Origin of the sequence: Candidatus Poriferisocius sp., assembly GCF_965204015.1 — a bacterium.
Lineage (GTDB): Bacteria > Actinomycetota > Acidimicrobiia > Acidimicrobiales > Bin134 > Poriferisocius.
On record NZ_OZ241965.1, the window covers coordinates 3,066,430 to 3,087,485 of the forward strand.

At 66.6% G+C, this 21,056-nt stretch carries 14 protein-coding genes; 5 read left to right on the top strand and 9 right to left on the bottom strand.

Annotated elements, in window-relative coordinates:
- Positions 1 to 122 precede the first annotated feature (122 nt).
- From ACOGJC_RS13770 to ACOGJC_RS13785, 4 genes are read left to right on the top strand one after another with little or no spacing between them, the layout of a single operon-like run.
- A complete protein-coding gene (locus tag ACOGJC_RS13770; protein WP_419845571.1) occupies positions 123 to 2,573 on the top strand; it encodes a GcvT family protein in 2,451 nt (816 codons plus the stop codon).
- 20 nt (positions 2,574 to 2,593) lie between these two features.
- Positions 2,594 to 5,026, top strand: coding sequence for an FAD-dependent oxidoreductase (locus ACOGJC_RS13775; RefSeq protein WP_419845572.1), 2,433 nt, complete (start codon positions 2,594 to 2,596; stop codon positions 5,024 to 5,026).
- A 1-nt stretch (position 5,027) separates the two neighbouring features.
- On the top strand, positions 5,028 to 6,557 hold the full coding sequence (locus ACOGJC_RS13780) for a trimethylamine methyltransferase family protein (RefSeq protein ID WP_419845573.1): 1,530 nt from the start codon (positions 5,028 to 5,030) through the stop codon (positions 6,555 to 6,557).
- Between the two features lie 40 nt (positions 6,558 to 6,597).
- Complete coding sequence (locus tag ACOGJC_RS13785) at positions 6,598 to 7,899, top strand: acyl-CoA dehydrogenase family protein (protein WP_419845574.1); 1,302 nt, start codon at positions 6,598 to 6,600, stop codon at positions 7,897 to 7,899.
- A 20-nt stretch (positions 7,900 to 7,919) separates the two neighbouring features.
- On the opposite strand, the gene ACOGJC_RS13790 is transcribed toward ACOGJC_RS13785, so the two are convergent.
- Complete coding sequence (locus ACOGJC_RS13790; protein ID WP_419845575.1) at positions 7,920 to 9,686, bottom strand: GMC oxidoreductase; 1,767 nt, start codon at positions 9,684 to 9,686, stop codon at positions 7,920 to 7,922.
- A 13-nt stretch (positions 9,687 to 9,699) separates the two neighbouring features.
- Positions 9,700 to 12,183 carry a glycoside hydrolase family 2 TIM barrel-domain containing protein gene (locus ACOGJC_RS13795; RefSeq protein ID WP_419845576.1) on the bottom strand — a complete coding sequence of 828 codons (2,484 nt, stop codon included), beginning with the start codon at positions 12,181 to 12,183 and terminating at the stop codon, positions 9,700 to 9,702.
- A gap of 101 nt (positions 12,184 to 12,284) precedes the next feature.
- Here ACOGJC_RS13795 and ACOGJC_RS13800 point away from each other — a divergent pair, with 101 nt between their 5' ends.
- Entirely contained in the window at positions 12,285 to 13,259 is a 975-nt protein-coding gene (locus tag ACOGJC_RS13800) for a Gfo/Idh/MocA family protein (protein ID WP_419845577.1), read from the top strand.
- 28 nt (positions 13,260 to 13,287) lie between these two features.
- On the opposite strand, the gene ACOGJC_RS13805 is transcribed toward ACOGJC_RS13800, so the two are convergent.
- From ACOGJC_RS13805 to ACOGJC_RS13835, 7 genes are read right to left on the bottom strand one after another with little or no spacing between them, the layout of a single operon-like run.
- Entirely contained in the window at positions 13,288 to 14,922 is a 1,635-nt protein-coding gene (locus tag ACOGJC_RS13805; protein ID WP_419845578.1) for an AMP-binding protein, read from the bottom strand.
- Between the two features lie 30 nt (positions 14,923 to 14,952).
- Positions 14,953 to 15,972 carry a cyclase family protein gene (locus ACOGJC_RS13810; protein ID WP_419845579.1) on the bottom strand — a complete coding sequence of 340 codons (1,020 nt, stop codon included), beginning with the start codon at positions 15,970 to 15,972 and terminating at the stop codon, positions 14,953 to 14,955.
- Positions 15,973 to 15,980: 8 nt separating this feature from the next.
- Positions 15,981 to 16,982 carry an acyl-CoA dehydrogenase family protein gene (locus tag ACOGJC_RS13815; RefSeq protein ID WP_419845580.1) on the bottom strand — a complete coding sequence of 334 codons (1,002 nt, stop codon included), beginning with the start codon at positions 16,980 to 16,982 and terminating at the stop codon, positions 15,981 to 15,983.
- Positions 16,979 to 18,121 carry an acyl-CoA dehydrogenase family protein gene (locus tag ACOGJC_RS13820; RefSeq protein WP_419845581.1) on the bottom strand — a complete coding sequence of 381 codons (1,143 nt, stop codon included), beginning with the start codon at positions 18,119 to 18,121 and terminating at the stop codon, positions 16,979 to 16,981. The genes ACOGJC_RS13815 and ACOGJC_RS13820 overlap by 4 nt, the downstream gene beginning before the upstream one ends.
- Positions 18,122 to 18,146: 25 nt before the next feature.
- A complete protein-coding gene (locus tag ACOGJC_RS13825) occupies positions 18,147 to 18,488 on the bottom strand; it encodes a hypothetical protein (RefSeq protein ID WP_419845582.1) in 342 nt (113 codons plus the stop codon).
- A 5-nt stretch (positions 18,489 to 18,493) separates the two neighbouring features.
- Positions 18,494 to 19,801: an aromatic ring-hydroxylating oxygenase subunit alpha gene (locus ACOGJC_RS13830; protein WP_419845583.1), complete on the bottom strand. Its 1,308-nt coding sequence runs from the start codon at positions 19,799 to 19,801 to the stop codon at positions 18,494 to 18,496.
- A 9-nt stretch (positions 19,802 to 19,810) separates the two neighbouring features.
- On the bottom strand, positions 19,811 to 21,037 hold the full coding sequence (locus ACOGJC_RS13835) for an amidohydrolase family protein (protein ID WP_419845584.1): 1,227 nt from the start codon (positions 21,035 to 21,037) through the stop codon (positions 19,811 to 19,813).
- Positions 21,038 to 21,056 lie beyond the last annotated feature (19 nt).

Sequence of the window (21,056 nt, forward strand, 5' to 3'; positions counted from 1 at the left end):
CTACGGCACCGGTTCGCCGGTGAATCCGCTGGCAATCATGTAAAGCGGGATCGTCCTCAGGGGGTGTGGCCTTTGGGGTGTATCTATCGGCATTCAATGTTCTTGCAGCAATGGAGCGGCCAATGGGCGGGAAGGCTGAGCATGGCGACCGTGCTCAAGTAGTCATTGTTGGTGGCGGCATCATCGGCTGTTCTATTGCTTACCACCTCACCCGTCGGGGGGTGACCGACGTATTGCTCATCGAGCAGGGGCAGCTCACCAGCGGTACCACCTGGCACGCGGCGGGGTTGGTCAGCCAGCTCAAGTCGAATCACAGCCTCACCCGTCTGGCCACCTACTCGGCCCAGTTGTTTGAGGAGCTCGAAGCCGAAACCGGCCAGGCCACCGGCTACCGCGCACCGGGATCCATCTCGGTGGCCGCCGACTACGAGCGATGGGAAGAGCTGCTGCGGGGCATGTCCATGGCCCGCACGGTGGGGGTGGACATTCGAGAGATCGAGCTCGACGAGGCCCTCGAGCTGTGCCCGCTGCTCAACATCGACGACTTGGTGGGCGCGCTGTTCATCCCCCGAGACGGCGTGACGTCACCGGTGGACACCACCATGGCCCTGGCCAAGGGGGCTCGGGCCCGTGGCGCCCGCATCGTGCAGGGCATCGCGGTGACCGGAGTGGTGGTGGAAGACGGTCGAGCGGTTGGGGTGGACACCGAGGCGGGCCGGGTAGAGGCCGAGACCGTGGTTTTGGCTGCGGGCATCTGGACTCGCCAGTTGGCCGCCACCGCGGGGGTGAGCGTGCCGGTGCAGGCCTGCGAGCACTTCTACATCGTCACCGAGCCTGTCGAAGGGGCGTACCCCAACATGCCCACGGTGCGCGACCCGTCCAACTACACGTATTTCAAAGAGGAGACCGGCAAGGTGATGGCCGGCTTCTTCGAGCCCCGGGGCAAGGTTTGGAACCTCGACGGCATTCCACGAGACCTCCAGTTCAAGACCTTGCCGGAGGACTGGGAGCACGTCGGGCCGATCTTCGAGAGGGCCATCCACCGCATGCCGGTGCTGGGGGAGGCGGGGCTTCAACTCTTCTTCAACGGGCCCGAGGCGTTCACCCCCGACGGGGTGTACTACCTGGGGGAGTCGCCCGAGGTGGATCGCTGCTATGTGGCTGCGGGGTTCAACTCGGTGGGCATCCAATCGGCTGGCGGGGTGGGCTGGGTGCTAGCCGACTGGATCGTCGACGACCACCCGCCCATGGACCTCTCGGTGGTGGACATCCGCCGTTCCTTCGGGTTCCAGTGCGAACCCGCCTACCTCGACGCCCGCATTCCCGAGAGCCTGGGTCTGCTGTATGCCATGCACTGGCCGTTCCGCCAGTACGAGACGGCCCGGAATATCCGCCGCTCGCCGCTGCACGAGCGCATCGACGCCGCCGGGGCGGTGTTCGGCGAGGTCGGCGGGTGGGAGCGGCCCAACTGGTACGCCGCCCCCGGCCAAGAACGCGAATACCGCTACAGCTGGGGTCCGCAGAACTGGTTCGAGGCCAGCGGGGACGAGTGCGAAGCGGTTCGCAACGCAGTGGGCCTGTTCGACCAGACCTCGTTCGCCAAGTTCACCGTGGAAGGCCCCGACGCCATGGCTCTGCTCAACTGGGTGTGCGCCAACGAGGTGGACGTGCCAGTGGGCCGGGCGGTGTACACCCAGTGGCTCAACGACTGCGGCGGCATCGAGGCCGACCTCACCGTGACCCGCCGGGGCGAGAACTCCTATTGGGTGGTCACCTCGGCGGCTACCGCCACCCGCGACTGGGCCTGGCTGCGCCGGGCTGCCCGGGGCAGGGACGTGGTCATCGAAGACGTCACCGACCACTACGGGGTTCTCGGCGTCATGGGGCCAAATTCCCGGGCTGTGCTCAGCCAGCTCTGCGACGCCGATCTCGGCAACGACGGCTTCCCGTTCGGCACGGCTCAGGATCTCTGTATCGCCGGGGCGGAGGTGTTGGCACTGCGCATGACCTATGTGGGCGAACTGGGCTGGGAGCTCTACGTGCCCAACGAACAAGCCGTGGCCCTGCACGACGCGGTGGTCGAAGCGGGCTCTTCCCTTGGACTGCGCCACGCTGGCTACCACGCCATGAACACGCTGCGCATGGAAGCGGCCTACTGCCATTGGGGCCACGACATCACCGACGAGGACACTCCCCTGGAGGCCGGTCTGGGGTTCGCGGTGGCCTGGGACAAGGCCGGCGGATTCCGAGGCCGCGACGCACTGGCCGCCCAGCGGGAGGGGCCCCGCACCAAGCGCCTCATCAAATTCCGGCTGGAAGACCCCGACTGGCTGCTGTACCACGACGAGCCCATCTACCGCGACGGCCAGATGGTGGGCCGCACCAGCAGCGGCATGTGGAGCTACACCGAGAAGCGGGCGCTGGCCCTGGGCTACGTGGAGTGCGCCGACGGCGTCACCAAAGACTGGGTGGAATCTGGGCGCTTCGAGATCGAAGTGGCCGGGACGCCCATCGCCGCCACCGGATCTATTCGTTCGTTCTACGATCCCCGCAAAGAGCGGGTTCGGCTCTGATTGACAAGGAGCGGCCTACGGTGCGCGACGAAGCCCAGGTTGTGATCATCGGCGGCGGGGCCATGGGCGCCGGCCTCTTCTACCACCTGGCCCACGAGGGCTGGACCGACATCGTTCTGGTGGAGAAGGGGGAGCTGTCATCGGGCTCCACTTGGCATGCCGCCGGACTCATTCCCCATTTCATCGGCAGCCTGAACATGGCCAAATGCCATGCGGTGGCCCCCGACCTCTACGCCAAGATCGAAGCCGAGACCGGGCTGGCCAGCGGCTGGCATGGCACCGGCGCCATCCGCTTGGCGCTCGACCGCCACCAGGTGGACTGGTTCCGCTACGTCAGCGGGATGCTCGATCTGGTCGGGATCGAGAACCACCTGATCGAGCCCTCCGAGATTCTCGACCATTGGCCGTTCATGGACGTGTCCGACGTGCTGATGGGCTGCTGGACGCCCAACGACGGCTGGACCGACCCGTCCAGCGTCACCGCGGCCATGGTCAAAGGCGCCCGCCAGCTCGGCGGCGAGCTCTACCGCCACACGCTGGTCACCGCCATGAACCAGCTTCCCGACCACCGCTGGGAAGTGGTCTGCGACGTCAAGGGCGAGACCCACCGCATCATTGCCGAGCACGTGGTGAACGCGGCCGGGTGCTACGCCCCCCAGCTCGGCGCCATGGTGGGCCTCGACGTGCCCATCGTGTCGGTGATCCACCAGTACCTCATCACCGAGCCCATGGCCGAGATGAAGGAACTGGGCGATTTCGACCCGCCGGTGATCCGCGACCCCCGAGCCTCGGCCTACTACCGCCGGGAGATCGACTCGCTGCTGGTCGGCCCCTACGAGCGGGAAAACGCCCAGACCTATGGGTTGGAGGGGATCGACTGGGACAAGCACTTCTATCTGACCCCGCCCGATCTCGACCAGCTCATGCCCTGGCTGATCGAAGCCGGCAAGCGGATTCCCGCCTTCGCCGACACCGGCATCAAGACGGTGGTCAGCGGGCCGATCACCCACACCCCCGACTCCGGCTACCTCATGGGCCCGGCGCCCGGCCTGCGCAACTACTGGCTGTGCGCGGGGGCATCCATCGGGATCACCCAGGGGCCGGGGGCGGGCAAGTATCTGGCCCAGTGGATGGTGCACGGCCAGACCGAGATCAACGTGGCCGAGATGGACCCGCGCCGGTTCGGCGACCACTGCGGGCCGACCGGGCGCTACGCCATCGAGAAGGCCATCGACGAGTTCCACGAGATGTACGCCACCCGCCTCCCCGGCGAGCAGCGCTTCGCCGGCCGACCCCAGAAGACCGACCCCATCTACAGCCGGCTCGACGCCCGGGATGCCCAGTGGATGGAGATCTTCGGCTGGGAGCGCCCGCAATACTTCGGCGAGCCCGAGGCCCACACCTTCCGGCACTCCAATGCTTTCGACATTGTGGGGGCCGAGTGCCGGGCCACCCGGGAGCGGGCCGGCATCGCCGACCTCACCGCCTTCTCCAAGTTCGAAGTGACCGGGGCCGACGCCGGGGCGCTGCTCGACCGCCTCACCGCCAACCGGATGCCGGCCAAAGACGGGGGGATGCGGCTCACCCACTTCCTGACCGAGTTGGGCGGCATCGAGACCGAGATGACCATCACCCGGCTGGCCCCCGACCGGTTCTATTTGAACTCGGCCGTCGTCGGACAGTTCCACGACCGCGACTGGCTGGCCCACCACGTGGCCCCTGGCGAGGACGTGACCGTTGTCGACAGAACCGACGACATGGGCATCCTGGCCGTCTCCGGTCCTCTGTCCCGCCAGATTCTGGCTCAGCTCACCGACGCCGAGCTGGAGGCCCCCGGCTTCCGCTGGCTCACCGGCCAGCAAATCGACGTGGCCGGCGTGCCGTGTCTGGCCCTGCGGGTGTCGTATGTGGGGGAGCTGGGCTGGGAGCTGCACCACTCCCAAGAACACACCGCCGAGCTCTACGACGCTCTGGTTGAGGTGGGCGAACCGCTGGGCATGGTTCACTATGGCACCTACGCCATGAACACCATGCGCATCGAGAAGGCCTACAAGGCGATGGGCTTCGAGCTGACCACCGAGATCACCCCGGTAGAGGCCGACCTGGGCCGGTTCGTGGACTGGTCGGGCGAGTTCCAAGGCAAGAAGGCCTCCGAAGAGCGGCTGGCCATGGGCGACGACATCGAGATGATCCTCGTGTACTGCGAGGTGGACACCACCGACAACGACTGCCGGGGCAATGAGCCGGTTTACGACGGCGACGAGCTCATCGGGCTGACCACGTCGGGCACTTGGGGCCATTCCGTGGGGCGCGGCCTGGCCTTCGCCTACGTGAAGCCGGAGTACAAAGCGCCGGGGACCCGGTTCGAGGTGCAGCTGATGAGCGACCGCCGTCCAGCGATGGTGTTGGACGGCCCGGCCTACGACCCCGACAACGAGAAACCGAGGGCTTGACATGGCGAGACGCGCAGGAGGCAGGGCGGCCCGAGTAGCCATGCGGGAGGCGCCGCCCGAAGCCGATGCCCGGGCAGTGTGGCCGGGGATGGCCGGCGGAGCCTACAAGCCACTGTCCGATGGCCAGTGCGACGACGTTTTCGAGGCGGCTCTCGGTTTGTTGGCCGACCTGGGCATGGGGCAGGCCACCCCGGAGATCATCGAAGCGGTTACCGCCAACGGGGGCCGGATGGACGACGACGATCGCTTGCGGTTTCCCCCCGACTTGGTGAAGCGGATCGTGGAGGGCGCCTGCAAGGAGTTCACCCTGTTCGGGTTCGACCCCGACCGGGGGGTGGAGATCGGCGGCAACCGGGTCCATTTCTGCACCAGCGGGGCGGCGGTAATGATGCTCGACCACGACACCAAGCGCTTCCGTCACAGCACTTTGGCCGACCTCTACGACGTGGCCCGGATCGTCGACACCCTCGACAACATCCACGTCTTCGTGCGGACGCTGGTGGCCCGCGACATGGAGACCGCTCGGGAGTTGGACATCAATACCGCCTACGCCATCCTGGCTGGCACCACCAAGCCGCTGGGCACGGCCATGTTCCAACCCGAGCATGTTCACGAGTGCATCGACCTTTTCGACATGGCGCTTGGTGCCGAGGGGGAGTTCGCCCGGCGGCCCTTCAGCATCGGCAACAACACCTTCGTGGTGCCGCCCCTGCGCTTTGCCGAGGATTCGGCCCTGTGCCTGATGGAGCAGGCCCGACGGGGCATGCCGATCAACCTGCTGTCGGCGGGCCAGGCCGGGGCCACCTCGCCGGCCGCGCTGGCCGGGTCGCTGGTGCAAGCCCTGGCCGAATGCCTGGCCGGGTTGACCGCGGTGAATCTGGTGGTGCCCGGCCATCCCTGTGTGCTGGGCATGTGGCCGTTCGTGTCCGACTTGCGCACCGGGGCGATGAGCGGGGGCAGCGGTGAGGAGGCGATCATCAACGCGGCGGCCGCCCAGGTGGTGAACTATCTCGGTTTGCCGTCGGGGGTGGCCGCCGGCATGGCCGACTCGAAGCTGCCCGACAACCAGGCCGGTGCCGAGAAGGCCAACGCCATCACCCTGGCGGCTAACGCCGGGGCCAACATGATCAACGAGACAGCCGGAATGCTGGCCAGCATCATGGCCTGCTCGCTGGAGGCCCTGGTGATCGACAACGACATGCTGGGGTCCATCAACCGCACGGTGCGGGGCATCGAGATCACCCCAGAGACCCTGTCTACCCAGGTAATCGCCGATGTAGTACACGGCGAGGGCCACTTCCTTGGCCACTCCCAAACCCTGTCGCTCATGCAGACCGAGTACGTCTACCCCCAAATCGGCGACCGCCTCAGCCCCGACGACTGGGTGGATGCCGGCGCCCGCCTAATGGACGACGTAGCCCACGACTACGTCACTGAAGTGCTCAACCGCCCCAAACCCGACCACATCACCCCCGAAGCCGACGCCCGCATTCGAGAAGCCTTCCCCATCCACCTCGCCCCTATCCGCTGACGAAGCGCGCCGTCGGGTGAGGCTGTTCTAGTCTCGGAACATGGCCTGGGATTTTTCTACTGATCCGGAGTTTCAAGACCACCTCGACTGGCTGACGGAGCTCATGCACAATGAGATCGAGCCGCTGGACCACTACTTCCGAGGGCGGTCCCCGTTCGACAAGACCGACGAGGAGGTGCAGAGCCATCTGCGCCGCATCCAGCAAAAGGTCAAGGACCGGGGGCTGTGGGCCTGCCACCTCAAGCCGGAGATGGGGGGCATGGGGTTCGGCCAGGTGCAGTTGGCGCTGATGAACGAGATCTTGGGCCGCTCCACGTTCGGACCCTCGGCCTTCGGCAGCCAGGCCCCCGACTCGGGCAACGCCGAGATCTTGGCCCACTACGCCAACGACGAGCAGAAGGAGAAGTACCTCAAGCCGCTGCTGGCCGGGGAGATCTCCACCTGCTACTCCATGACCGAGCCCCAGGGCGGGTCTGATCCAAACCACTTCACCTGCACCGCCCATCGCGACGGGGATGAGTGGGTGATCAACGGGGAGAAGTGGTTTGCCTCCAACTATCCGCGGGCTGAGTTCCTGATCGTCATGCTCATCACCAACCCCGACGTGTCGGTGTATCGGGGCTCGTCGATGATGCTGGTTCCCCACGACGCCCCCGGCTTGGAGCTGGTCCGCAACGTGGGCGTGGGCGGTGAGCGCCGGGGCCACGGCGGCCACAGCTACCTGCGGTTCAACGAGTGCCGCGTCCCGATCGAGAATCTCATGGGCGAGGAGGGGGCCGGGTTCAAGATCGCCCAGACCCGCTTGGGCGGGGGCCGAGTACACCACGCCATGCGCTCGGTGGGCACGGCCAAGAAGGCCTTCGACATGATGTGCGAGCGGGCTCTCAGCCGCGAGACCAAGGGCTCGCTTTTGGCCGAGAAGCAGGCGGTGCAGCACATGATCGCGGACTCCTGGGTCCAGATCGAGCAGTTCCGCTTGCAGGTGCTGCACGCTGCCTGGCAGATCGACCAGTCGGACACCTCCAAGGCCCGGCTCTACATCGCCGGGGTGAAGGTGGCCACCCCCCGAGTCCTGATGGACGTGGTTTTTCGCTCCATGCAGATCCACGGTTCACTGGGCATGTCCAACGAGACACCGCTGGCCAACATGTGGATGATGGCCCCCACCTTCGGGGTGGCCGACGGCCCCACCGAAGTCCATAAAGACACCATCGCCAAGCAGGTGCTGAAGGACTACCGCCCCTCCGAGGGCCTGTTCCCCACCGAGCACCTCCCCGCCAAGATCGAGTGGGCTCAACAAGTCATGGCCGAGCGCATTGAAGAGGAACTGCTGAACGCCTGACTCGGGCGCTCGAGCTCCGATTAGCGAGAGAGAAGGTCGGCGACTCGCCAGGAGTTGGCCATGATGGACAGCACGGGGTTTACGCCGCCGTTGGTGACGTGGAGGGAGGAGTCGGCCACGTAGGTTCGCTCGCAGCCCCACACCTTTCCTTGGGGATCGACGGTGCCGCCAGAAGGGGTGTCTGACATTCGGGCTGTGCCGGCTTGGTGCTGGCCGCCGGACAGGATTTGGAAGCCCATTGAGCCGCCGGTCACGTCGCGGGCCCCGGTGGCGGTAATCCACTCCTTGGCCCGGTCGCCCAAGAACTCTGCGGTACGCAGATCCTCTTCGTGCTGCACGCCGAAGAACCGGGCCACCGGCAAGCCCCATTGATCCCGCACCTCAGCCGACAGGTCCAGCCCGGCTGATCGGGTGGGGATCTCCTGGATCGGGCCCATGATCATGATGGTGCGGCGGTAGGTATCCCGCAGGGCCTGGCGGGCTGAGGCGCCCGTCGGCCGCCCATACTCGTCGACTTCGCCAGCGGCCTCGGCTGCCCTTTGGTGGTCGGGTCGGAACCACGAGCCCATCACCCAGTGCTGCACCGGCGACACCGCGTACTCATCCGCGATCATCCCCCCGCCGATGATGCCGTCGTTGTGGTGGCAGTGCTCCCGGGTGGCCATGGCCAGGCCGGGGCCGACGCCGTCGCTGAGCGGCTCGTCGGTGTCGACGTGGCCATGGGCCAACACGTAGGTATGGCCCTGGAGGCATCGGCCAACCCAGCTATTGCCCAGCCCGCTCAACATCAACAGCCGAGCCGTTTCCACCGCTCCAGCGGATAGCACGATCCGATCGGCTCGCACCGTGCGCTGGCCGTACTCAGAGCGCAGTTCCACCTCGCCTCGGTTGTCGTCGATCCGGGCGGCCAGGGTGTCGCACAGGATGTGGGCACCGGCCGCGGTGGCTCGGGGGAGCAGGGTGTTGTGGACGCCGTTCTTGGCGTCCACCGGGCAGGGGTGGCCGACGCACTGGCTGCAACCCGCGCACGCGGGACGATCCCCGTAGGGCCGAGAGTTGACCAGCAGGGGGACGGGCGCAGTGGCCCAGCCCAAGCGGGCCGCAGCTCCAGCCAGCATCTCGCCCCCGCGGTCGGGCGGGAACGGGGGCAGCGGATAGCCGCGGGACCGGGGACCGTCGCCAGTGTGGCCGGGAGCGCCCGCCACTCCCACCTCCCACTCCACCAGGTCGTAGTAGGGCTCGAGATCGTCGTAGGTGATCGGCCAGTCGGCCAGAGTCGAGCCCTCTGGAATGCCGTACTCACTGGCCATGCGGAACGTCTCGGGCGCGAACCGCCACCCTTGGCAGCCGTACAGCCGGGGGCCGCCCCCCAGCAGAACTGCGTTGTTGTGATAGCGGAAATCGTGGGGCTCAAGAGCCTGCTCGCTGTCCCCATCTTTGACGGCCCGGGGATTTCCCACCGGGGTTACGCCCTCGCCGAACCCGAACACCGCGGTGCGGTGGTTGCGCACCGGGTCCCAGCCGATTTCTGTGGACTTGAGGGGGCGGCCTCGCTCCACCACCAGCACCGAGCATCCGGCCGCGGCCAGCACATGGGCAGCCACGCCACCCCCGGCACCGCTACCCACCACCACTGCGTCGTAGTGATCCTGCACCTCGTTCCAACCGATCACCGGGGGCACGGTGTCGACCAACTCCGGCTCGCCGAGGGGGAACCGCTGGTAGCCCAGCTCATCCCAGCACCCCGAGTCGGGATCGGTCAGCCAGCGCAGCGTCTCTTGGTCCATGGTGGCCCTTCGGTCAGCCTTCGCTGACGGTGAGGCGGCAGGCGGCGGGGTCGAGGCCGTCGGCGGTGAAGGTGAGATCTACGACGCCCGGGCCGGTGGGGCGAATCACGGCCAAGGCCTGACCGTCGTAGGTAGTGCAGGTGGAGGATCCAAAGGGCTCGGTGGCCCGATGGTCGGCGCTGGCAAAGCCTTGAACCACCGCGGGACCCTGTACAGAAACTTCAATCGGTCGGTTGGCGCCCGGGTGTACCACGCCGTCGGCGTCGGTCAGGCGCACAGCCACGTAGGCCAGGTCGGCGTCGGTGGCCGCGATTTCAGCGCGGTCGGCCTCGGCCACCAGGCGCAGCGGTCCCGAGGCGGTGCGCAGTGAGCTTCGGGCCGTCTCGGTGCCGTCGGCATACGCGATGGCCACCAGTTCGCCCGGCTCATAGGGGGCCGTGAACTTGGTGCGGAACTCCTCGATGGGCTGGCGGCCCAGGGACTGGCCGTTGAGAACCAACTCAACCTCTTCGGCGCCCGAGTACACCTCGATGTCGGCTGCGGTGCCTTCGTATCCATCCCACGTCCAGCTGTCCACGGTGTCGCTCCACGACCATGGGCTGGAGTAGACGACCTGCTTGTGGGCGTTCTCCAGTCGCTGCACGGCGATGAACGGCTCTTGGCGCAGGCCGAAGACGATCTCCCGGTAGTAGGAGGCCGGGCGCCGGACGCCGGTGATGTGGATATCGCCGGTGTGGGAGACCAGCCAGGGGTACGGCGCCACTATGCCGAAGTACTCCGGCTCCACCTGGTCTTCGTCGTCGTACCCGACGCGCCCGATGCCGACCTCGCCCAGGTATTCCCAGCCGGTCCAGGTGAAGTCGCCCACCAGGTGGGGATGGGCGCAGATGATCGGCCAGTCTCGGCCGAGGTCGACCACGTTGGTCTCCGAGCCGACGATCACCCGATTGGGGAACAGCTCATGGTCGATCAGGTACCGGTTGGAGACGTAGTTGTAGCCCACCACGTCGAGGGAGGCGCACACCTCCTCGGTGCCCTCGGCGATGAGCGGCACCGACAGCAGGCGGTCCTTCGCCTTGGCCCACGCCACCATCTGGGTGTTCACCCCTTGGGAGTCGGTCTCCTCGACGGTGGGCAGCGTGCTTGCATCAGTTGCCTCATCACTGCTCAGCTCGCCCAGGAGATCAGGGATCTGGGAGATCAGCCTTCGGATGGCCAGCATCGGCTGGACCCCGGTGGTCACGTAGCGGTGGGGGTCGAGCGATCGAACGAGCTCGGCGATCTCGCGGGCTCGGGCCGCGCCCAGCGGCGAGCCGACCTCGGGAATCTCGTTGCCGGTGGAGTAGAGCACCACGCTGGGGTGGTTGCGGTCTTTGCGCACCATGGTGGCGACATCGGTCGGCCACCGGTCCTCGAAGCGCAGGGCGTAGTCGAGATCCTTCTTGTTCTCGGTCCACATGTCCCAGGTCTCGTCCATCACGATCACGCCGTGGCGGTCGCAGGCGTCGAGCATGGCCCGGCTCATCGGGTTGTGGGCGCTGCGCAGGGCGTTGAATCCGGCCGCCTTCAATATCTCCACCCGGCGCTCCTCGGCCCGACCGATGGTGGCGGCGCCGATGGGCCCGTTGTCGTGGTGGACGCAGGCGCCCCGCAGCTTGATCGTCTCGCCGTTGATGCGCAGCCCGTGGCCGGGGTCGAGTTGGAGCGAGCGGATGCCGAAGACGGTGATCTCCTGGTCGAGCTCTACTCCGTCTTCGACCACCGAAGTGGTGCAGGAGTAGAGGTGGGGCTGGTCGGGGCTCCAACGATCCGGGTTGGACACCGCCAGCTTCTGGCGGGCCACCACGGTGGTGTGGGGGCGCAGGGTCACCGGGATGTCCCCGGCGGCCACTGTCTCACCGGCCGAGTTGTGGATGTCGCAGGCCAGCCGCACGGTCACCGTGTGGGCGGTGTCGTTGTGCATTTCGGCGGCCACCTCTACCACCGCGCCGCGGTCGTCGATCTCCGGGGTGGTGATCCACACCCCGTCGATCACCAGGTGGACCGGGTTCTTGACCCAGAGGTGGACGGGGCGGTAAATGCCGGCGCCGGAGTACCACCGGGAATCGTCGTTGGCCCGGCAGTGAACCTTGATGTTGTTCTCCTCGCCGTAGCGCAGGAACGGGTCCAAATCGACGGTGAACTCCATGTAGCCGTTGGGTTCGGACGCCGCGATGTCATCGTTCACGTAAACCATGGCGTCGCGGTACACGCCCTCGAACTGAAGGGCCACCCGCTTGTCGCGCCATTCCGCAGGTGCGTCGAAGGATTTGGAGTATTCCCACACGCCGCCGGGGAAGTAGCCGGTGGAATGGGGACCCGAGGGGTCTCGTGGGGTGCTGATGACCGCATCGTGGGGCAGGGTTGCCGGTTCGAGTGTGTTGTTCGGACCCCTCAACTCCGCGAAGGGGCTTGCTTTGGGCCGGACGCCCCAGTCCGCATTGAATGACGATCTCATCAGTGCCTCCCGACGGCACAGAGTAGGGGAAGGTCATCTCGAACCCTTTGCCCCCGCTCTACGAAGGCAAGATCGAAGGCCAGTCGCGGTAGCTTCCCTCCATGACCGTTCGATGGGGTATAGCCGGGCCTGGGGCCATCGCCGTGGGGTTCGCGAATGGGCTCCAGTTGCTGGACGACGCGGAGATCTACGCCATTGGGTCGCGCTCGGCCGACCGGGCCAAAGACTTTGCCGCCCAGTACGGGGCCTCGGCGGCCTACGGCAGTTACGAGGATCTGGCTTCCGATCCGGACGTGGACGCGGTGTACGTAGCCACCCCCCAGTCCCGCCATGAGCAGGACACGCTGCTGTTCTTGGAGGCGGGCAAGCCCGTGTTGTGCGAGAAGCCGTTTGCGCTCAACCGGGCCCAGAGCCAGCGGATGATCGACGCCGCCCGGGAGCGGAGCTTGCTGTTGATGGAGGCCATGTGGAGCCGATTTCTCCCCGCCTATCGGGTGCTGGCCGAACTGCTGGGAGAGCAGGTCATCGGTGAGCCCCAGCTAGTGGAGGCCGACTTCGGGTTCCACCAGCCGTTCGACCCCGACCACCGGCTCTACGACCCCGAGCGGGGCGGCGGGGGGATTCTCGATCTGGGGGTGTATCCCGTGCAGTTCGCCTCATTGGTGCTGGGCACTCCCACCAGCGTGGTGGCCCAGGGCCGCATCGGCCAGTCCGGGGTCGACGAGCAGGTGGCCGCCGTCCTAGGTCACGCGGGCGGCGAGCTGGCAGTGGTGAAGGCGGCCATCGCCACCAACCTGGGCTGCTCCGCCCGCATCGCTGGCACTGAGGGCACGATTGAGATCCCTGCATTCATGCACTGCCCCGGATCGCTCACGGTCGTGCGGGGGTTTGAGCGGGAGGAAATTGACGGCTCTTGGGAGGGCGACGGGCTCCGCTTCCAAGTGGAGGAGTTCCACCGCTGCTTGGCCGCCGGCGAGCTCGAGAGCCCAGTGATATCCCACGCCGAGACACTGTCGATCATGGGCACCCTCGACCAGATCCGCGACCAGATCGGCCTGAGATTCCCGGGGGAGTGAGTGGTTCAGCGCCCGGGGCGGCGAACCACTAGAGATCTCCCTCCCGGAGCTGGGATCTCAGGTCGACCTTTCTGATCTTGCCGGAGGCGGTGCGGGGGAAGTCGGTTACTAGGCGCAGCTCTTCGGGCCATTTCTGACGGGCTAGGCCGGCTTGCTCTAGGTGGGGGGCAAGGGCGGGCAGGTCGATGGGATCGGCGTCGGGTAGCAGCCGGATCACCGCACAGGCGTGCTCCCCCAGCCGCTCATCGGGGGCGGCCACCACCGCCACTTCGGCAACACCGGTAATTTTGCCGATGACCGCCTCGATCTCGGCGGCCGACAGGTTCTCTCCGCCCCGGATGATGATGTCCTTCACCCGGTCGGTGATGGTCAAACAGCCGTGCTCGTCGACGATGCCGATGTCGCCCGTGCGGTACCAGCCGTCTTCGTCAAAGGCGGTGTTCAGCTCGGGGTCGGTGTAGCCCAGGCACAGTTCGGGGCCGCGGGTCACGATCTCGCCGGGATTGCCCGCGGGCAGGTCGCGTCCGCTTTCGTCGACGATCCGCATCTCCACTCCGGGCCGGGGGCGGCCATCGGTGTTGTGGCGAAGCTCAGCCGGTTCTTCATACGCCATGCCGGTGACCGACGGGTGCTCGGTGGACCCGTAGGCCCGGATGATCTTGATGCCGAGCGACTCGGCCCGCTGGCCCAGAGCAGCGGGCACCGGCGCCCCGCCTTGGCCGACCCGAGGCATCAGGGCTGCGTGCTCGGGAGTGAAGTCGGGATGGTCCAAAAGGCTGGTGAGAAAGATCGACGCGCCCACCCCGCCGCCGATGTCGTGGGCCAGCATCACCTCGAGGGCGTGGCCCGGATCCCACCGGTCGGTGAGGTGGATGTCGCCGCCGACGTACAGCGGGCCGAGCACTCCGCCCAGCATCCCGGTGGCGTGGGCCACCGGCGATCCCATCAGGTTGGGCCGGCGGTCGGTCAACCACATGGCCATGTGCTCTAGTTCGCTGAGCAGGGTGTGGTGGTTGTGGATGGCGCCCTTGGGGTCGCTGGTGGTGCCCGAGGTGTAGGCCAGCACCGCGATGTCGCTCGCACTCGGCTCGGTCAGCTCCGCAGCCGGATCACAGGCCTTCACCTCTGCCCAGGAGGCCCGGCGCACACCGGCGGGGACGGGACGGTCGGCCCCTTCGCCCACCACCAAGTGCAGCCGGAGGCTGTTTGGGGCGGCGTGGTCGATGATCTCGGCGTAGTCCACGTGGCCGTAGGCCGCCGGCGAGATGTAGGCCTCGGCACTGCATTCGTCGAGGATGAACGACACCTCCTTGCGCCCGTAGATGTGGGTGATGGGCACCAGGATGTAGCCGCCCATGGCCAACCCGCAGAACGTGGCCACCGCCTCTCTCCAGTTGGGAATCTGAAACGCCACCACTGCGCCCGCCGCGATGCCCTCGCCGCGCAAGAAGGACACCAGCCGGCGGGCCTCGGTGTCGATGTCGGCGTAGGTGCCGTGCCATTCGCGGGTGCGGGAATGGATGTGGATGGCGGCGTCGGGAGCAGCAGCCAGCCACTCGGCCACCCGCCCGCCGAGGGTGGCGTCGGTCCACCATCCCTCGCTCACATAGCGCTGTTCCAGATGGGCGGGCACCGATCGCAGCACCCTACGAGACTCGCTCAAGAGCTCACCTCCGGTGGACGACTCATGGCTCTACTTGATGGCGATGGGGTTGAGGGGCGATCCGACCGCGCCGGGGATGTTGAGCGGCGGAGCGACCAGCATGAACTCGTGGCGGCTGTCGGCCGCGCAGTCGGCGGCTAGGTCGTCGAGCACCCAGAACTCGCCCAAGGGCAGCCCACGGTCCACAAGCGCCCCGCAGTGGACCGGGTGCTTTCGGGCGGTTGGGTCCTCGGGCACCATGACTTCGACCGCGATGGTGTCGGAGGCCACCGCGGAGATGTCGTTGCGGTCGCACCAGTTGAGGGCGTCCACTCCCAACCCGGGGGAGCCGCCGAAGTACTCCCCTTGCTGGTCGGGCGTGAAGCTCGGATCCCACAACGCCATGTAGCCGGTACGGATCAAAGCGATGTCGCCGGGCTCCACTGAGCTTCCTTGGGCCTCGGCGCAGCGGTCCAGCATGGCCGAGTCGATGACCGTGGCTGGGGCCAGCGGATCCGAGCCTTCGGACCGGGCTAGGTCCAACAGCACCGCTCGACCCACAAAACTCTCCCGGTGGTTCTCCATGCCCAGCACCGATGCGCCCCCGAAGGCAGTGACATTGCCGGCCCAGTAGCCGTTGTACATCGTGTCCCGGTAGATCACGTGGGCGAAGCCGTCCCACTGGGTGGAGCCCTGGAGCGGCATCTGGAACATGTCGTCGTTCCACTGGAAGTCGGGATCGGCGGCGCTATAAGGGGAACCCACCACCTGATCGGAGCCGGCCATCAAGAACCAGTGCAGCGGCGCCGGACGGGTGTGGAACCGCGGGCCGCTGGCATCGATGGGCAGAGCCAGGGAGAACACCTTGCCCGACTGCACCAGTGAGGCGGCCCGAACCCGTTGGTCAGGGCCGATCAGATTCTGGGTGCCGCGCTGGTCGTCGTCGCCCCAACGACCCCAGTTGTTGGGCCCTTCGGGCTCATAGCCGCCGACCACCTTGCCGTTGTCGTCCACGGAGTAGTCGGGCGCCGACCAGCTCGTAGCGTATCGGGCGTAGTCTTCTCGACCCATGGGTCCTCCTAAAGCTGAATGAGGCGGGGCACGGTCCCATAAATCAACAGATCGCGGCCGATCTCGGTTGAGAGGTACCTGGCGGAGTCAAACAGCGCATCGAGCACCAGCATTCGCTTGTGCCACAGGTGGAACCGGTGCTCGGCGGTGAAGCCGATCCCGGCCAGCACCTGTTGGGCGTGGTTCGCCGTGGTGAGGGCAGCCTGGCCGGCCAGCGCCTTGGCCAGCGCGGCCAGCATCGGGTCGGGGTCGCGCAGGGCCGCCCTGGCCACCGATGCTGCCCCCTCGATCAGCACCAGCGAATCGGCCAGCTTGTGACGGATGGCCTGGAACGAGGCCACCGGGCGGCCGAATTGCTCCCGGTCTAGGGCGTGCTGGCGCGCCTCGGCCAGCATCCTTCGGGCCCCCGCAATGAGCTGGTGGGCCAAGGCCATCCGGGCGGTGGCCATTGCCGCGTCCCAATTGCCGTTGTTCTCTATCGGTGTCATCAACTCGGTCCGGATTCGGGTCGACAGATGGCGATAGGCGTGGGCGGGGTCGACTCCTGTCGCCTCCCAATTTCGAAGGAAGCCAGCCTCGAACGCTCCCAGCACTGGGCCGGAGCCGTCATCCAAGGCCACAACCACTGCGGCTGCCTGGTTGATCCGCGACGACACCAGACCATTGACAACAAAGGGGTCTTCCTGGAGGAGGATCTTGGGATCGTCTGGATGCGGGTCCGCCGGGTTGTTGTGGAGGGTGGCGGGAAACAACATGCAGATTTCAGGGGTTATGGGAAGGCCGAGGGCATGGGCCACCACGTCGTCGAGCAGGGTGGCAGCCGAGCCGGTGGTGCCGAGAGCAGTGAACGCCATCGCCGCCGCCGGGCCGGGGGCGGCGTCCAACAGGTCGGCCCAGCCCAAGTCGTGGAGTGCCTGGTCGGCCTCGCCTGGACCGGGCGCGTCGGCCATAGCGGCTTCGAAACTGGCAGCTAGCAGAGCTAGGTCGTCGGCGTCGATGGACTGGCTCATGACTCCGGCCCCAAATCAAGCAATCGTCGGGCGACGATGTTGCGCTGGATCTCAGCGGTGCCCCCGTAGATGGAGGCTGCCTTGGAGTACAGGTAGTCGGTGCGCCACATTTCCGCATCGCGACCCTCGTCGAACTCGATGACACCGGGCAGCAGGTCGCGGGCTGTCTCAAACAGCTTCTGCTCAGCCGATGTGATGAGGATTTTGTCGATCGACGTCTCCACCCCGAGCTGCTGTCCCTCAGCGAGCCGATATTGGGTATCGCGGGATCGGCTGCGGAAGGCAAGGATCGACAGGAGTACCTGGCCAACCGCCTGGGCCGAGGAGTCACTGAAGTCGCCGGCATCCGACACCTGGGTGATCAGGTCGCAGAAGCGCCGGTGCAGCAAGGCCCCTCGATGCCAAAACGTGGTGGACCGCTCGTAGGGGAGGATGTCCATAGCTACCTGCCAGCCACCGTCTTCCTCCCCGAGTAGCCGTTCCTCGGGTACGAACACCTCGTCGTAGTAGACCTCGGCGAAGTCGAGGCGACCGTGCATGGTCTCGATCGGGCTGTAGGTGATGCCCGGGGAGTCCACGTCCACCAAAAGGGCGGTGATGCCCCGGTGGGCGCTGTCGGGCTCGCCGGTGCGGGTGAGCAGCACGCAGCGCTGTGAGTATTGGATGAAGCTGGTCCAGATCTTCTGGCCGCTGACCACCCAGCCGCCGTCGGTCTTGGACGCCCGGCACGACAGCGAAGCCAGGTCGCTGCCCGCGTCGGGTTCGGAGAATCCCTGGCACCACATCTCTTCGCCCCGCAGAAACGGCGGTACCAGGCGGGCGGACAGCTCGGGTGGGGCGAACTCGATCACCGTGGGGGCCAGCACTTCGATCATCGTCCAAGCGTTGGGATCGGCCAGCCCTCGGAAGTTGATCTCCTCGCCCACGATGGCCCGCAACAGGGGCGATCCCCCAAGCCCGCCCACCGACTCCGGCCATCCGTAGCGGCCGAACCCGGCGTCGAACAGGGCCCCCTTCACATTGGAGTAGTGCGCCATGTGCGCGTCCATCGAGCCCGCGCCCTGGTACGGCGGGGTGAGCTCGTCGGCGTTGGCGTCGAGCCACGCGGTCAGGTCGCGGCGAAATGTCTCAGGATCCATCGTTGCCAAGGAGTCTGACGTTACGTTACAACGGCGGCTCGCGCACCATCTCCAAATCGGCTGAGCCGCTGTCGGGGACGCGGGGCTGGCGCCACGCCTCGACCGGGAACGACGCCTCGCACAAGGAGAACGCCAGCAGCAGCAGGTTGCGGGCATCGTCGGGGAGATCGTCGAGGTCGAAGGCGTCGCAGTAGTCCAGGATCTCGCTCAGCCGGGGCATCATGGCGTCGTAGAAGGCCTGCATTTCGGCCATCGTGGAGTCCAAGCGCTTCTCGTAGCGCTCCCGCCAGGTGTCGAGGGCCCAGTCGGCGAAGGGTTCCAGATCAGTGAAGTCGGCGGGTAGCGCTGCCGCGGCGGTGTTGCTCATGGTCGTTACCCTCCGCCGTTGGCCGACGAGGGCATCCACGGGTAGCTGGCCGGGCGGCCGCCGGCTTTTACCTGCTCTCGTACCGCGGCGTGGTGGTGACGGCAGAGGATTTCCTGATCGTTGAGCATGAAGGTGTCCACCACCTCGCTCTCGATCATGGTTTGGGTGGCCTCCAGGGTGTTGGCGTCTTGGAAGGCGTATTCCTTGAACGTGGAGAACGCGAACTCCTGGGCGGCGCGCTGGCTGGCGTTCTCGGGAGGCACGAAGTTGAGGGTTGACTCGAACAGGTGCTTGCTGGGGCCGAGCGGCCAATAGGAGTAGGTGAGGTACCAGCCCGTCTCCCAGAACAGGATCATGAAGTTGGGCCACAGCACGAACGAGTCGATTCCCCACGCCCGGTGCTTCGACGGATTGAGCAGCGGGGGAAGGTCTTGGTTGTTGTTGACCGCGGCGGGCTTGTCCCAGGGACCGAACAGGCCGCTGCGCAGCAGGTTCTCGATCGGCTTGACCATGCTGGGATCCTTGGGCGGTGACATCCCGCCCCACGACGACACCATGGAGTGAGGGCTGAACAGCTCGTAGTGGAGACCCTCGTAGCCGAAGCCGGCCAGCTTCTCAGCTTCCTCAGCGGCCGCTTGGCGCTGGTGCAAAACCGGGGCGTGGTAGAACTCCACGAAGGCGTCGATGAACAACTTCCAGTTGCTGTCGATCTCCGAGCGCACCTCGTAGGTCTGGGTCATCTCGCCGAACGGATAGCCGGCCAAGCCGTCGGCCAACGGGGCCAGGGCCTCGGCGAGGGTCTGCTGGGGCTCGGGGTCGAGGTTGACGAAGATGAAGCCCTCCCACACGTCGCAGGCCACCGGCACCAGGCCGAGCGAATCCTTGTCCACGTCGAAGAACTCCGACTCCTGCTGGATGAACGCCAGCGAGCCGTCGAGGTCGTAGCGCCAGCCGTGGTATTTACAGGTGAGCTGGCGGCACACCCCGGAGGTCTCTTCGTTGGGGTAGTCGTCCCACACCAGCTTGTTGCCCCGGTGGCGGCACACGTTGTAGAAGGCCCGCACGGCACCCTGGCGGTCTTTCACCACCAGAATGCTGCGTTTGGCCCAGGGGAACTCCCGGGTGAAGTAGCTGCCCGCCCGCCCCAGACGCTCGACCCGCCCGACGCACAGCCACTCCTTCTTGAAGATGGCGTCGATCTCCTGCTGCCAGTAGTCGGGGTCGTAGGAGTCCTTGTAGGACACTGGGCCGGTTCCCAAGCCGGGGTAATGCTCGGTCCAGCTGCCCTCGGCTGGTTTGGGGAAATGAGCCATGGTGCCTCCTTAGCGCCTGTAGACCTTGCCGTCCTTCATCACGAACTGCACCCGCTGGATCTCGGTGAGGGGGTCGCCGGGCATCCCGATGATGTCGGCCAACATCCCGGGGGCGATGCGGCCGAGGTCAGGGGCGTCGATGAGGTCGGCGCTGACCGTGGTGGCGGCTCTTATGGCTCCCAGCGGGGTCATGCCTCGCTTGATCAGGGTCACCAGCTCCTCGGCGTTGCGGCCGTGCCAGATGGCGGGGGCGTCGCTGCCGGTGGCGATCTTCACGCCAGCCTCGATGGCCTTGGAGATGGTCTGCTTGGCCTGGGGAAATACCTTGGCCGCCTTCTCCTGGAGCTCGGGTGCCTGGTTGCTGACGTCCCAGTTCTCGGTCAGCGCAGTGGTGCTCACCAAGAATGTGCCGGTGTCCACCATGAGCTGGATGGTGTCGTCTTCCATCAAGAATCCGTGCTCGATGCAGTCGATGCCGGCCTCGATGGCCGAGCGGACGGCCTGGTCGCCATGGCAGTGGGTCGCCACCTTGAGCCCCCGGCGATGGGCCTCATCGGCAATGGCGGTCAACTCCTCGGTGGAATACTGCTGCGCGCCGGCTGGCCCGGTGTGCGACATCACGCCGCCGGAACCACAGCACTTGATCAGCTGGGCGCCGTACTTGATCTGGTACCGGACGGCCCGACGGATTTCGTCGATGCCATCGGCCACCCCTTCTTCCACTGTTATCGGCAAGACATCGGGGCCGAGGGCCTGGAACATGGTCGGGTCGAGGTGCCCACCGGTGGGGGTGATGGCGTGGCCCGCAGGCACGATCCGGGGTCCGTCCACCCAACCGGCCTCGATGGCCTCGGCGAGAGCCACGTCGAGCAGATAGCCCCCCGTCTTCACGAAGAGGCCCAAGTTTCGCACCGTGGTAAATCCAGCTCGCAGAGTGCGCCGGGCATTGGCGGTGGCCCGCAGCGTCATCTTGGCCGGGTTGGTCTGCACCGGGTCGAACAGCCCCGCTCCCGGTCCTCCCATGAAGAAATTGACCTCCATGTCCATGAACCCGGGCAAAAGGGTGAGTTCGGGAAGCTCGATAACCTCGTCGCAGTCGCTGGCGATGCCCTTGTCGGAGCCCACCTCGGCAATGCGGTTGCCTTCGACGCGCACAAAGCCGGGCTCGATGATGTCGCCGGTATCGATATCGAGCACCCCTCGCCCGTGGAGGGCGGTGGCTGTCGGGTCGGGCATGGCACGTCCTTTCCGGGTT